Raw genomic sequence first — 13,434 nt, 5'->3', positions numbered from 1 at the left:
ATGCCTCCGGCAGGAGTATTTTTGAAAAGATGAAGGGAGGGGTCATGGGTTTGGCCCTGACCGAGCTTACCGTCTCGCATTTTCGGTCCCACAAGCTGGCGCGACTGTCTTTGGATGGTCGGCCTGTTGCGATTCACGGACCGAACGGGGCGGGTAAGACCAACATCCTGGAAGCGGTGTCCCTGTTTTCCCCCGGTCGCGGAATGCGGCGGGCCAGCGCGGCCGAGATGACCCGACGCCCCGAGGCGTTGGGTTGGAAACTGACCGGGGTGCTGCAGGCGCAGGGGCGACAATACGAGATTGAAACCTGGTCTGAGGGCGGTGTCGCGCGGCAGGTTCGCATTGACGGCAAGGCGTCCAGCCAGATTGAACTGGGAAAGCTGGCGCGGATCGTCTGGTTGATCCCGTCGATGGACCGGATTTGGATCGAGGGGGCCGAAGGGCGTCGGCGTTTTCTGGACCGGATCGCGCTGAGTTTCGACCCCGCCCATGCTGAAGCATCTTTGACCTATGAAAAGTCCATGCGCGAACGGAACCGTCTGCTGAAAGAGCAGGTGCGCGATGCGCATTGGTATGCAGTACTTGAAGCGCAGATGGCGGAGACGGGGTATCGTATTCACGCTGCGCGGCTTTCGGCGCTTGATCATCTGCGCGCGGCGCAGGATCAGGCGGAAACCGCGTTTCCATCGGCGGAACTGAAGCTGGTACAGACCGAAGGTGCGATGCCGGAAACGGAAGCGGATCTGCGCGAAGCGCTAAGTGAAAGCCGGTTCCGCGATCTGGCGGCCGGACGTACGCTGGTGGGGCCGCATCGGTCGGACGTGTACGGGGTGTTCGCTGCCAAAGGCGTTCCGGCCAAGGATTGTTCGACCGGTGAGCAGAAGGCTTTACTGGTCTCATTGATCCTGTCGAACGCACGAGCCTTGGCGAGTATGATCGGCGCGCCCCCGATCGTGTTGTTGGACGAGGTGGCGGCGCATCTGGACGCGGATCGGCGCGCGGCGCTGTATGATGAGATTTGTGCGCTGGGTGCTCAGGCCTGGATGACGGGCACCGGGCCTGAGCTGTTTGCGGAACTGGGCGACCGGGCCCAATCCTTGATCGTGAGTGATGGCTCGGAGGGCTCGGTCGTGTCCGCTTAGGCCGGCTCGCCGACTTTACGTTCCCACAGGAAGCCGCGCATGACTTCGTCGACAGGGGTTTTTGCCATGTGGTTCACGTAGTTCGACATGGTTTTTTGCGCGAGGCCCAGCACCACATCCAAAACAGCGCGGTGAGAGTAGCCCGCATTAAAGAACGCCTGCAGCTGTGCTTCGGTCGGGTTGCCGCGGGTTTCCATCATTTGCAGGGTGAAGGTGCGCAGTGCTTCAAGCTTGGCCGAAGGTAGCGGGGTTTCATTGCGCAGGGCTTCGGTGATTTCGTCCGAAACCTTCATCATCTTGGCGATGCCGGTATGAGCGGGCACGCAATAGTGGCATTCGTTTTCCACATTGATGGTCTGCCAGACGACGGTTTTCTCATCATTGTCGAAATCGGTCTGCATGAACAGGCCATGCAGCACCTGATAGCCTTCCAGATGCTGGGGGCTTTCGGCCATGACCTTGTGCAGGCCGGGCAGGCGGCCAAAAGCGGCTTGCGATTTTTCCAGTAGCGGTTTGGACCCTTCGGGGGCGGATACGAGATCATGTGACGGGAAATTGGCCATGTTGGAACTCCTTTTCTGGCGGGGTAAGGCAGAAATAGTCTTTCTTGAGTGATCACTCAAGTATATATTTGAGCAATCGTTCAAGAATTGGTGAAGGTTATGCCACGCAAACCCGAATATGACCGAGATGACCTGATTGCCCGGGCCAGGGATATCTTCTGGCGTCAGGGTTGGGCTGGCACATCCCTGAAAGACCTTGAGCGCGAGTTGAAGTTGAAACCCGGCAGTTTCTATGCGGCATTTGGGTCCAAGGACGCGCTTTATGGGCTGGCGTTGGACCGCTACGCGCAAGAGGGTGTCGCGCGGCTGAGGGCATTGGCTGACCGGGTAGGTCCGCTCGAGGCTTTAAAGGCGCAGCCGCGTTTGGTTATTGAGGCAAGCGGAGCGCCCGCGAAGGCTTGTATGTTGGCCAAGACCTACGCAGAATTGCAGGCCAAGGATCACGAGCTCGCCGGTCGGGCGGGTGTTCTCATGTCCGAGATGAAGGCTTGCTTTGCAGATTTGTTCCGTCAGGCACAAGAGACTGGGGATATTGCCCCAAGCCACGATCCGAACCGGCTGGCGATGCGTTATCAATCCGAACTTTTGGGGCTGCGATTGTCGGCCGAGCGCAGTGATGTCGACGCCCATGAAATCGCGGCAGATATAGCGGCCGATATCGACCGTTTGTAGGGATTCGGCAGTCAGCTGCCGAAAGAAACTAAATCACGCAAGACCGACACAAAATGTTGGGGTAGCGCGTGACAATCCCCCCCAGAAAACGTATAAGTTACCAAAATAATATAGGTACTGACGGCATGTCCGAAGACGCACAGGCACCCCAGGAATACGGTGCAGATTCCATCAAAGTTCTCAAGGGGTTAGAGGCAGTTCGAAAGCGCCCCGGCATGTATATCGGGGATACGGACGATGGCTCGGGTCTGCACCATATGGTGTATGAGGTCGTTGACAATGGGATTGACGAAGCGCTGGCCGGTCACGCGGACCATGTAACCGTTAAAATCCACGCGGATTCCAGCGTCTCGGTCAGCGATAATGGTCGCGGAATTCCCGTCGACATTCACCCCGAAGAAGGTGTGTCCGCAGCCGAAGTGATCATGACCCAGCTGCATGCTGGCGGCAAGTTCGACAGCAATTCCTACAAGGTGTCCGGCGGTCTGCACGGCGTGGGCGTTTCGGTGGTGAACGCACTGTCCAACTGGCTGGAATTGCGTGTCTGGCGCAATGGTAAGGAGCACGTTGCACGGTTCGAAGGTGGTGAGACGGTCGAGCATCTGAAAGTTGTCGCCGAGTGCGGTGATCGGACCGGAACCGAAGTGCGGTTTCTGGCTTCGTTGGATACGTTCTCAAATCTGGAATATTCATTCGAGACGCTGGAAAAGCGTCTGCGCGAACTGGCCTTCCTGAACTCGGGTGTACGGATCATTCTGATTGATGAACGCCCGGCTGAACGGTTAGAGACCGAATTGTTTTACGAAGGCGGCGTCAAGGAATTCGTCAAATACCTGGACCGCTCCAAGACCTCCGCGATGCCAGAACCGATCTATATCAAGGGTGAGCGCGACGATATCGGTGTCGAAATCGCCATGTGGTGGAATGACAGCTATCACGAGACAGTCCTGCCCTTCACCAACAACATCCCACAGCGCGATGGCGGAACCCATATTGCCGGATTCCGCGGTGCGCTGACCCGGACCATCAACAACTACGCCCAGACCAGCGGGATCGCGAAAAAGGAAAAGGTCAGCTTTACCGGCGACGATGCGCGCGAGGGTCTGACCTGTGTGTTGTCGGTCAAAGTCCCCGACCCTAAATTCTCGTCCCAGACCAAGGACAAGCTGGTGTCATCCGAAGTGCGCCCTGCAGTCGAAGGTCTGATGAACGAAAAGCTGGCTGAATGGTTCGAAGAAAATCCGAACGTGGCCAAGATTATCGTTGGCAAAATTATCGAGGCTGCTCTGGCCCGTGAAGCGGCCCGCAAGGCGCGTGAGTTGACACGCCGCAAAACGGCGATGGATGTGAATTTTCTGGCTGGCAAGCTCAAGGATTGTTCGGAAAAAGATCCGACCAAAACCGAAGTCTTCCTGGTTGAGGGTGATTCCGCAGGCGGATCAGCGCAAACGGGCCGCGATCGGCAAACTCAGGCAATTTTGCCTCTCAAGGGTAAAATCCTGAACGTCGAACGTGCTCGGTTTGACCGGATGTTGTCATCTCAGGAAATCGGCAACCTCGTCATGGCGCTGGGCACCGGGATCGGGCGAGACGAGTTCAATATCGAAAAACTGCGCTATCATAAAATTGTCATTATGACCGATGCGGACGTCGACGGTGCACATATCCGGACGTTGCTGTTGACGTTTTTCTACCGGCAGATGCCTGAGCTGATTGAGGGCGGTTACCTCTACATCGCCCAACCGCCGCTTTACAAAGTGGCGCGCGGTAAATCCGAAGTGTACCTGAAGGATCAGGCGGCGATGGATGAATACCTGGTTAACCAAGGTGTCGAAGGGGCGGTGCTGAAGCTCGGTTCTGGCGAAGAGATCCTGGGTCAGGATCTGACGCGCATTGTCGACGAAGCGCGTCAGTTGAAGCGCGTCTTGGACGCCTTCCCAACCCACTATCCACGCCACATCCTGGAACAGGCCGCCGTAGCAGGTGCCTTTGTGCCGGGCGCGGTTGATGCGGATTTGCAAGGCGTTGCAGACAAAGTCGCCGCGCGTCTCGACCTGATTGCGCTGGAATACGAACGCGGCTGGAAGGGCCGGATCACGCAGGATCACGGCATCCGTCTGGCGCGCATTCTTCGCGGTGTCGAAGAGGTGCGTACTCTAGATGGTCCGATGCTGCGTTCGGGCGAGGCGCGCAAGACCGGCAGCTTTACCCAAAGCCTGCAAGAGATCTACAACACCCCGGCAACGCTGGTCCGTCGCGACCGGTCACAGGCTATTCACGGCCCGTTGGATCTGTTGCGCGCCATTCTGGAAGAAGGTGAAAAGGGCTTGTCGCTGCAACGCTACAAAGGTCTGGGTGAGATGAACCCGGATCAGCTCTGGGAAACAACGCTGGACCCGGACGCACGTACGCTTTTACAGGTGCGGGTGGACGACATGGTTGAAGCGGATGACCTATTCACCAAACTGATGGGCGACGTGGTGGAGCCTCGCCGCGAGTTTATCCAGCAAAATGCTCTGAGCGTGGAGAACCTGGATTTCTAGGATATTGTAGGGGAGCGCACAAACCTTCACGCACCCCATAAGATTGCACGATTTGCCCATAAGTCTGCATTGTTTCGCGATAATGGTGCAGAGAAAAGTGAGTAAATCGTCTTATGCGGGTGTTGAAGGATAGATTTTAATTTCTCAAGGATTGAACACCTGATCTCGATGCCAGATCAGGTTCTCCTTGTGCCCAGCAGTTAGACCAGAGATCCGCTTGGAATGTCCGGACAACGAGCTCATTGCCGGCGCGGACAGTTTACTCGAAAACTCAGGTGTCCCGTCGTCCTTGAAAGTCACCAGACCCTTGTCGAATGCTGCGTCCCATAATGCTGACAGCAAAATTCCGTTGTGGACGTCCAACCGCTCAGCATCAGTTTCGCAGTCTTTCCACGGCTTAATGTGTGAGGCTCTAAGGAGCTCAGTGTCAGAAATGTCCGAAATCGGGCAGCGACCCTGCCAATAAGAGATTAAACGATTTCTGAAAATATCCTGACCAATGCGCTGCTTGACCAACCGCTCTGCTTCGGTTTTCTCCGGCAAACCATCGGTTGCAGCCTGAAACTCCTCCAGAGGGCCGTCTGGCAGGCTCACGGACAGCTCATAAATACGTGTTAGCACTGGATACAGCTCGGACATGTGTGCGGCGCTGTAGGCGGCGATACCGGGGTGTGTGACGCAAGCTTTTGGAAACGGAAGCTCCGCGACAACGCCTGGGTGGTCGATTGCGACATACCAGGATCCGTTATCACTGCCCGACGCTAGAAAAATCGTTCCTTTCGCTGTTGTCGATCCGAAAGCCGCCCATCCATTTTCTTGGCCGAGATTCTTGCGGAAGCCGTTCTGCCACGCCGCTTGTTCGCTGGCGGAGTAAGTTACAAAGGATTGGGGAGACTCAATTGCCATAGCTATCCTTCACCAGTAACGCCGTGGAGGGTGGCGCTGCAACAACCCGGCCAATTCGCGGTACTCGCGCAGAAACCACTGGCGGTCTTCTTCCCAATCCGCAACAGCAAACCGTTGGTTGTTTCGACCTCGCCGCAAATCGGCCAACATTTTCAGATGCTTCTCAATTGAACGGAACCGTTGGTATGTCGCAGGTGCGCCCCATCCCTGGTATTTTGGATCAAGGTCAGAAGGGATCTCGATCCGGAAACAGACATCCAGACGCCTTTGCCTTTCACGGCTAGCAAGCCCACGTGTCTTTCCAACCCTGTATCCGACATAGGCCAACGGCGAGCGGTCTTCACCAACGAACGAGCCATCCAGAAATGCGCGCATATCCCGCTTGATGTCTGGGGGGATTGGCCGTTCGACCAGCTCATCATGTTCCTTCTGCGCTCTGTCGCGCTCTGCACGCGCGCGGGCTTCGACCTCGGCTCTTTTGCGTTGCGCTTCCACCTCGCGTCTTTCCCGTTCCGCCTTTCTTTCTGCAAAGAACCGCAGGATCGGTGAAATGCCTGGCACGTTGCGCTGTCCGATGAAGCGTCCTGCGCGCTCAAACGAGATATTGGTGTCCCAACCGATCAGGCGCGCCCCGCTGAGGATTAGCGCCAGCAAGAGCCAGAGCAAAAAGACCAGCAAAGCGAGGACGAACAACGCGGCCAGCAAGAATTCCATCCTCTACATCCCTATCGCGCTGAAGTCGCCGTTGGCCTCCATCCGGTCCCAGGCTTCTAGGACGAGGCGGCGGGTGCGGTATTCGCCGTGTTGGCGGATTTCCTTTTCCTTGAGGACGCGGAAGGTTTCCGAGGGGTAGTCGGGGCCCTTCACGTCGGCGGGGTCGAGGATGTAGCGCAGCTCATCGCGGGTCAGGCCGTAGGCGCGGGCGTAGAAGGCGTCGAGATCGGCGCGCAGCAGCGCGCGGCGGTCCTCGTCCCAGGCGAAGGGCGGGCCGTCATGTCCCAGATCGCGGGCGAAGGGGGCGAGGCTATGCGAGGTGTAGGTGAGTTCCAGCACCTTTGGGGTGATGAAAGCAAGGCGGGGTTCGGTGTAGAATGAGGGAGGCAGTATTGGGAACTGATCGACAAAATAAAAACTTACATTTACGCCGCTGACCTTTTGTCGTGCTAGGTAGTCAAGAGGAAGCGAATTGAGGTTTGCTAACAGTGCCGCCGATTTTGATCCGGTCTCTTTGGGGGCCAAGCAAAATAAACTGTCGCCAATCCCAAAGCTTTCCGGTAGTGCGCAGCAAATGATCGTGCGCTCGTCTGAATTTCTGGCATTTCGACGCCAGGAAATTGACCATGGACGCTTCCAATGCAAATCTATCGTAATTTTGTTGACCTCCTTTTCTTCAACAATATAGCGGGGCAGGACTTCAGTGCAGGGCCCCTTAGCTTCTGAAGACTCGATGTCGTCCGACGCACTACCGACCGCAGAGCTCCATCTGTGGTTATACTGATGCATCATTTTGGCTTCATATAGAGGAACCCACCCCTTCGACTTATGAATTTCAAACACCTCATCGGTCTTTGGAGAGGGTAGCTCCAAGAAGAGGCCGCTGTCGGAAGTCATATTGAATAGCCCCTGTGACATCTGAACGTTCCATTTGTCAGAACCACCATGGGCTAAAACGGGGATCTTTTTGTACACCTCCGCCGTGATTTCGGCGTCTATCCGGGATTTGAAGACGGAGGCAGTACGAGTGAGTGGGTTGAGCCTAGAAATGTCATCTCCACTCAGCTCGAATACTCTCCTGTCATCGTTCAAATCAGAAATCGGCTTGGCATCGAAAACAAACTTAACCCTGCCGAGATTGCGGCCCAAGGTGAGCAGACAAAATGAGTTTTTGTCATCCGTTTGCGTGAACCAGTACCTTGTTTCGTAGAATGAAAGGACCGAGATGACACGGCCATCGGATATGTTCCGCGCGAAAAAAGCTTTGTTCGTATCTGCCGTCGCTATGCCGGTTGGAACTATGATGCCCACTCTCCCCTCGCCGCTGACAAGATTTGCTGCAAGCTCACAAAACAGAGAGTAAGTGTTCATCTTCCCAGTCGCGGTCAACTCGAAGCGGTTGGATGATCGAGCAAATTCGTTAGAAGAATCATGGTTTCTCTTTGTTTCTTCATAAGAGGCAAAAAGTTGCGGCTGTGCGACCTTGAGTTTTTGGATTGCGGCTTTTCGCTTCACGCCTTTCAAGGTCGCGATATCGGGTGCTCGTGATGCGAAGAATTCGCGTTCTGAAAGCTGCATTACCTCACACGGCGGGTTGCCCAGCACCACGTCGAACCCACCGTGCTGCATGATGTCCGGGAACTCCAACGGCCAGTGAAAGGCGCGGGCGCGGCGCGCTGCCTTTGGGGCGTCCACCATCGCCTGCCGCATCTTACCCTGATTGAGGGCCATCCACAGCTCCTCGGTCGTCGGCACCGTGCGAGCCGAGGGGCCAACGGGTGCGCCAACCACCTTGGGCAGTAAGAAGGCCGCGACATAGAGGTTCGCCGCCGCCGTCGCCCGCACGAAGCCCTGCTTCTTGCGCAGTTCCCTGAACCGTTTGGCCTTGGCCCCGATCTGCTCCACCGTATCCTAGGGCAGATCGCGGAATCCCGAGAAATCGAGCGCCATCGGCTTCATCTCGGGCATTGCTGCTTGCCCGGTGCCAAAATCGAAACCACCTTGCCCAGATGTCGCTGCGCGGTTGGCTTGCAAGTAGTAGCGCGCCGTATCCCTATCGTCGCCGGTCAGCGGCTTAAAGGCGGCATCGGGAATCCCTTCCTCCAGCACCGTCAGGTCGAACACCCCCAGCAAAGCATCGCCGCAGCGGATTTGCGCGTCGAAGAAGCCGAGGGGAAGGCCCGGGTCTTCATTCACCTTGCGCGCTCTGATCTCATCTGCGGAAATCGGATCAGACAGTTTTGCCCGGCCAAGTGTGATCTCTACTTCTTGCAGTGCTAAAAGAGCTCGGGTCAGTGGATCAATCTCGACGTCAGCAATGAGTTCATCAAACTCATTTGCGCTGCTGATCGGATCAGACAGCGGTGCTTGTCCGGCGAGAAACTTGGCCTTCTTCAACTTCAGGAACGCGTAATGGGAAACCCGGCTGCTTCAAGCACGACACGCTGGAATGCGAGATCAAAAGTATGTTCGGGCTTTGCGGAAGTTCCGCTCTTGATCTCTGTCAGAACGTACCCATCGCCACTGCGGCTCACGATGTCGGAGATGCAAGTTATGGTTCCATCTTCATAGCGTCCCTGCGCCACGGCGTTTGCACCGTTCCTCCAGGTTTCCAAAGTGCGCGCGGGCAGAGCCTGGTATTCTGAAAAATCTGAAAAACCGAGGCGAACGAGATCACCAAATAGCTCTTCCGCGTAGGGCTCAAACGCGTGCCCCTCGTCAAAGCGTGCTTGCAATGAAGGGTCAATCGGCGGCAACAGATGCCTGGCATGCTTCTTGATCCATAGCCAGGCGGGGTGCCTGAGAAACAACATGTAATCAGATTTGGATAGCATCGTATAATTTGCATTCCAGAATTGGTGAAATCAGTGGAAGACCATCATGGTCAGCTATTGAGAGTAACTTTTCTTTGGTGCAGTCGGCGTCACCACTCTACCAAAGCCTCATGTAAATCGTACCGATAGCTCGGTGTCCATCACGCCACCAAAACCAGCTGACCATTCTTCACCCGGAGACACTGGCCATGCGTCTGTCAATGTGCCAGTTGTGACTAGTTCGCCTCCCTGAAGCTGGTCGGCGTCAGAGAGCAGAGACACAAGATGAGCCAGGACTTCGATTGGGCCTCCAAGCGCGTTTTCACCTTTGCCGGACTCGATGGCCTCGGCGCCCTTGAACAATGCTACTGGCACCTCCGCCAAGCCGGTCAAGATATCATGCGTCGCCGCGATTTTGTCGCCAAGAACAAGGCAGCCGTGCAATCCTTGTGCTGCTATTGAGTCCTCGACTGAGAATTTCCAGTTGGGATAAATCGATTGGACGATTTCAAATCCTGGAGCGACCCACTCCACGCAACCTGCCAACTGCTCATTGTTCATTTCAGCTGTTGGTGCACAGCCAAGGCCCAATACAATTTCTGGTTCAATCCTCGGTTCTGAATACCTTGCCAAATTTACCGGCTGATCAGTCGAAAACAGCCCATCTGAGTGAACCGCTCCCCAAATGGGTTGATCCACACCGTAAACAGGCCAAATCGTGCGGTTCGTGAAGCCAACCTTTCGGCCAACTCTCTTTTTGCCCTGAAGTTCTCGGACACGACTCGCAATCGAATATGCTTCATCCAGCGTCAGCTGTTCTGCCTCTGAAGACAGTTTAGATATCTGCTGGGCAGAGGTCAGGGCATCAGCGATTGTCTGAGCGTTAGCTTCAATATCTCTGGTCATATTTGCATTATACGCACCGGCGGCTGGATTGCGATGCAATCGAGGTTTTGAAGAACCAGGCCCCTCTATTCACAGGCAAAACAAACGATGCTAACTATTGGTCCATCCCCTAGGAGTCCTGACATGACCAGACTTCGCCTTTTTGGTATCGTCAGTCTTTTCTTTGCTGCACTAAGTGGGCTTTCAGAGCACCTGTTTTATGGCGGTGTCGGCCCAAACGGCGTTCTGCACGAAAGCTTCTTTTTACCGCTGACTTTCATTCTCGCAGCAATTGGCGTCGTTGTAATTGTCGCTTCTCTGTTCCAATCGCGGCGTGACTGATACACTTCCGTCAGTCAGAACGCTGTTCCATAATGCAAATTGGGTAATCGCCAGGATGGCGACCTCCGCCCAAGCCTAGGGTCAGGACCTATGAAGTAACTCGAACTTAAACGGCAGTTTCTACCATCAGCGGACGTTCGACATAATCAGGGCAACGACTGAGCTGCGGACAAAACCGCCATTGCCCAGCAAGTGAATGGTTCCGAACTACGACCGCCTTCGCCTAAGAATATTTGACTGAAATCACCGGTTACGAGCTCTGCTCAATGTGACGGGCGTCATTCCCAGGTATGAAGCAATGTGGAAATGGGCAAACAGCGCTTCATACCCCGGGTGTACCTTTCGAAACCACTCTAAACGTTGCCGCGCGCTCAAAGCTGCAAGGCACCATTCGCGTCCGACTTTGCGGGTCAACTCCTCGCGCATTAAGTTATTACCCCATTCGCATATGCTTTCGAAATTCACCATTAGGTCCATCAACTGCGCAGCTGGCATTGTCGCTGCAACGGCGTCATCCAAAATCTCAATATCCACCAACGAACATCCACCTGACGTTCTGGCCATGTTGGGCGTTATCACCATTGGAGCGGCGTACAAGTTCAGGGTTACCTCCGTACCCTCGGCATCGGTGACTACGCTTCGCGCACGTCCACCTAGTAGGAAATACTCATTCTCGTCTCGCTCACCTTGGCTCGACATGTAACTTCCGATTGGCCAGTTACGTATTTCGAATGCATTTACCATTGTCTCCCGATCTTTGTCCGGGAGTTCCATCATGAATTCTTCGATGGTTTTCTGATGCATTTCCACTCCATGCGCCCCTAGCTCACGTTATCAAATGATAATGCTTGAACCGGCCGCGCACTGATAGTCCAGCATCGTCAATGTTGGAGAAAATCTATGAATAACGCACTTTCCTACCCACATCATGGTTCACGAATCCTGCTGTTCTGGTGCGCCGCGATGTTCGTCTACTTTCTTATGGTCTTCGGTTCGCTTGCAGATATTGAACGGATCACCGGGGTTAGGGCATTCGACATGCGACCAAACGGCTATTCCTACGCTGATGCCTTAGCACTCATTTCCGCACTCGGAGAAGAAGGGCGACGAGTTTATCTTACCATGCAAATTCCACTGGACACGATGTACCCGGCTCTATTGGCGATTTCGAGCGCCAGCTCGCTTTATTGGTTGTCGCAATCCTTTGGCTCGACTGCTCGATGGTATCGAGCCGTTGCCGCTGTAGCTTATCTTGCGGCAATCGCGGACTATGCCGAGAATGGGTTGATCGTCTGGATGCTAAATGCCGGTCTTGGCGTTCCCGAAGCACTGGTTACAGCGACAAGTTTGGCGTCGGTGAGCAAGTCTATCTTTTCTACGATTGTGTATACCACCTTGCTGATTGCTCTAGCCGAGTTCGCTATAAGGAGAATGCGTCAGCGACCAAAGGTCAGTTGAACGTCCGCTTCGGGCTCGGTACAGTCATCCGACTGTTTTTCTCAGATGACAGTTAAGCGCCGCTGAGCGGTCGTCCGGTCACGCAAAACCGAACTTTCTGCTTCCAATGACCGCTTTACGCGATAGCAGACGCTGGTGAAAAATGACGCTATGACCGCTACGCGGACGAAGTTGCCGTTCATTTGTCTTGACTATGTCAACCGCAATTTAGCGTGTTAGTTGTCAGCAATGAACCAACTAACCTCAGCCAAGCGGAACGCAATACCCTATGCCCTTGCGGTCGTTGGTGTGCTTTTTGCATCCATTTGTTTTGGCCTTGTACCCTACTTTAGCCGTGGGCTCACCGATCAGGGTCTCGCTCCCTATGCGGTTGCCTTTTATCGGTACATCTTGGCAGCGGTTGTCCTTTTGCCCGCACTTGTAATGCATCACTCAAAGTGGCGGGAAATCATCTGGGGTATGGTTGCAGGCGCAGTGATGGGCCTTGGCTGGGTCGGCTATGTTACTGCTCTTGAGACTGTTCCTGCATCGACGGTTGGTGTTCTCTACATGACCTATCCGGTGTTTACGATTGCCATCGCATGGGCGCTTTTTGGTGATCAACCAACACGGCGTAGCCTTATTGCGGCTGGATTGATCGTTGTTGCTGCGATATTCGCAGGTTCTCCGGCATCGGTGCCTCCGGACCAAATTCCAATCCTTCTCGTCTCATTAGCGGCACCTTTCGGTTTTGGCTTCGGCATATGTGTTCTCGTGCACCGCCTATCACGTATTGCGCCTTTAGCCAGAATGGCGTCAGTCTCGCTTGGGTCGGTCATTGGCCTTGCCCCTCTCATTCTTTCATCCGAGGTCGGCGAAATCCTACCAGAAGGTGGGGGCGACTGGTTTCTGGTTGTCGGGTTTGGCCTTGTGACCGCGCTTATTCCGCAACTGATTTACACGATCTGTTCGCCTATTATTGGGGCAACGCGCACTGCTGTAGTCGGAAGTATTGAACTACCCACGATGTTTGCTGTTGGCGTTCTTGCATTCGGTGAAGTAATCACGGGTGCTCAGGCGTTGGCCTGCGCGCTAGTTTTGGGTGCGATTGCTCTCACTCAAAGTCGCTCAACTCGAACTGTGACGACCGTGATCAGCAAGGAGCCTGAGAGTTAGCTTTGGGCGGCGGACTCAACGGATCGCCGCAACACTTCACTTTGGAAGCAAGGATGGAGTGTTGGTATGGCTTATCGTCGTCGGATTTATTTTACGGAGAAACAGAAGGCAGAGATTTGGGATCGCTGGCAGCGCGGAGAGTCGATGAGCTCGATCGGTCGGTTGTTTGATCGAGGCTCGTCGTCGATCTATCCCCTGCTTGCGAGAACGGGTGGTATACGGCCACCAGAGCGGCGGCGAT

Annotated in this window: 14 protein-coding genes and 1 pseudogene; 7 read left to right on the top strand and 8 right to left on the bottom strand. The window is 54.9% G+C overall.

Annotation, left to right across the window (positions count from 1 at the left end; genetic code table 11):
* Positions 1-44 precede the first annotated feature (44 nt).
* Positions 45-1,142 (top strand): DNA replication/repair protein RecF, encoded by a 1,098-nt coding sequence (recF, locus tag RUA4292_RS04405; RefSeq protein WP_199519987.1) that lies wholly within the window; start codon positions 45-47, stop codon positions 1,140-1,142.
* Here the strand turns inward: recF and RUA4292_RS04400 are convergent.
* Positions 1,139-1,705: a carboxymuconolactone decarboxylase family protein gene (locus RUA4292_RS04400; RefSeq protein WP_058276500.1), complete on the bottom strand. Its 567-nt coding sequence runs from the start codon at positions 1,703-1,705 to the stop codon at positions 1,139-1,141. The genes recF and RUA4292_RS04400 overlap by 4 nt on opposite strands.
* A gap of 99 nt (positions 1,706-1,804) precedes the next feature.
* On the opposite strand from RUA4292_RS04400, the gene RUA4292_RS04395 reads away from it, so the two are divergent.
* Both RUA4292_RS04395 and gyrB read left to right on the top strand, forming a co-directional pair.
* On the top strand, positions 1,805-2,377 hold the full coding sequence (locus RUA4292_RS04395; RefSeq protein WP_058276499.1) for a TetR/AcrR family transcriptional regulator: 573 nt from the start codon (positions 1,805-1,807) through the stop codon (positions 2,375-2,377).
* Positions 2,378-2,502: 125 nt separating this feature from the next.
* Complete coding sequence (gyrB, locus tag RUA4292_RS04390; RefSeq protein ID WP_058276498.1) at positions 2,503-4,920, top strand: DNA topoisomerase (ATP-hydrolyzing) subunit B; 2,418 nt, start codon at positions 2,503-2,505, stop codon at positions 4,918-4,920.
* A gap of 144 nt (positions 4,921-5,064) precedes the next feature.
* On the opposite strand, the gene RUA4292_RS04385 is transcribed toward gyrB, so the two are convergent.
* The 6 genes from RUA4292_RS04385 to RUA4292_RS04360 all read right to left on the bottom strand — a co-directional run bounded on the left by RUA4292_RS04385 (position 5,065) and on the right by RUA4292_RS04360 (position 10,298).
* Positions 5,065-5,826 (bottom strand): HNH endonuclease, encoded by a 762-nt coding sequence (locus RUA4292_RS04385; protein WP_058276497.1) that lies wholly within the window; start codon positions 5,824-5,826, stop codon positions 5,065-5,067.
* A 9-nt stretch (positions 5,827-5,835) separates the two neighbouring features.
* On the bottom strand, positions 5,836-6,540 hold the full coding sequence (locus RUA4292_RS04380) for a hypothetical protein (RefSeq protein ID WP_058276496.1): 705 nt from the start codon (positions 6,538-6,540) through the stop codon (positions 5,836-5,838).
* Positions 6,541-6,543: 3 nt separating this feature from the next.
* Positions 6,544-8,445, bottom strand: a complete 1,902-nt coding sequence (locus RUA4292_RS04375) for an Eco57I restriction-modification methylase domain-containing protein (RefSeq protein WP_058276495.1) — start codon at positions 8,443-8,445, stop codon at positions 6,544-6,546.
* A gap of 6 nt (positions 8,446-8,451) precedes the next feature.
* Positions 8,452-8,937, bottom strand: coding sequence for an immunoglobulin domain-containing protein (locus RUA4292_RS04370; RefSeq protein WP_058276494.1), 486 nt, complete (start codon positions 8,935-8,937; stop codon positions 8,452-8,454).
* Between the two features lie 2 nt (positions 8,938-8,939).
* On the bottom strand, positions 8,940-9,353 hold the full coding sequence (locus RUA4292_RS04365; protein ID WP_233493349.1) for a CRISPR-associated protein Cas4: 414 nt from the start codon (positions 9,351-9,353) through the stop codon (positions 8,940-8,942).
* Between the two features lie 129 nt (positions 9,354-9,482).
* Entirely contained in the window at positions 9,483-10,298 is an 816-nt protein-coding gene (locus tag RUA4292_RS04360) for a 2-keto-4-pentenoate hydratase (protein ID WP_145974868.1), read from the bottom strand.
* Between the two features lie 84 nt (positions 10,299-10,382).
* Here RUA4292_RS04360 and RUA4292_RS04355 point away from each other — a divergent pair, with 84 nt between their 5' ends.
* Positions 10,383-10,580 carry a DUF3955 domain-containing protein gene (locus RUA4292_RS04355; protein WP_058276491.1) on the top strand — a complete coding sequence of 66 codons (198 nt, stop codon included), beginning with the start codon at positions 10,383-10,385 and terminating at the stop codon, positions 10,578-10,580.
* Between the two features lie 243 nt (positions 10,581-10,823).
* On the opposite strand, the gene RUA4292_RS04350 is transcribed toward RUA4292_RS04355, so the two are convergent.
* Positions 10,824-11,384: a Crp/Fnr family transcriptional regulator gene (locus tag RUA4292_RS04350; RefSeq protein WP_058276490.1), complete on the bottom strand. Its 561-nt coding sequence runs from the start codon at positions 11,382-11,384 to the stop codon at positions 10,824-10,826.
* Between the two features lie 96 nt (positions 11,385-11,480).
* Here RUA4292_RS04350 and RUA4292_RS04345 point away from each other — a divergent pair, with 96 nt between their 5' ends.
* From RUA4292_RS04345 to RUA4292_RS25690, 3 genes and pseudogenes are all read left to right on the top strand, one after another.
* Positions 11,481-12,038: a hypothetical protein gene (locus tag RUA4292_RS04345; protein ID WP_145974867.1), complete on the top strand. Its 558-nt coding sequence runs from the start codon at positions 11,481-11,483 to the stop codon at positions 12,036-12,038.
* A gap of 228 nt (positions 12,039-12,266) precedes the next feature.
* Positions 12,267-13,193 carry a DMT family transporter gene (locus RUA4292_RS04340; protein ID WP_058276488.1) on the top strand — a complete coding sequence of 309 codons (927 nt, stop codon included), beginning with the start codon at positions 12,267-12,269 and terminating at the stop codon, positions 13,191-13,193.
* Between the two features lie 66 nt (positions 13,194-13,259).
* A pseudogene (locus tag RUA4292_RS25690) lies at positions 13,260-13,434 on the top strand (IS30 family transposase); the annotation flags it as partial.

Source organism: Ruegeria atlantica, from assembly GCF_001458195.1.
Lineage (GTDB): Bacteria > Pseudomonadota > Alphaproteobacteria > Rhodobacterales > Rhodobacteraceae > Ruegeria > Ruegeria atlantica.
The sequence above is the reverse complement of the archived record's forward strand: the minus strand, read 5'-3'. Positions and strand labels throughout refer to the sequence as shown.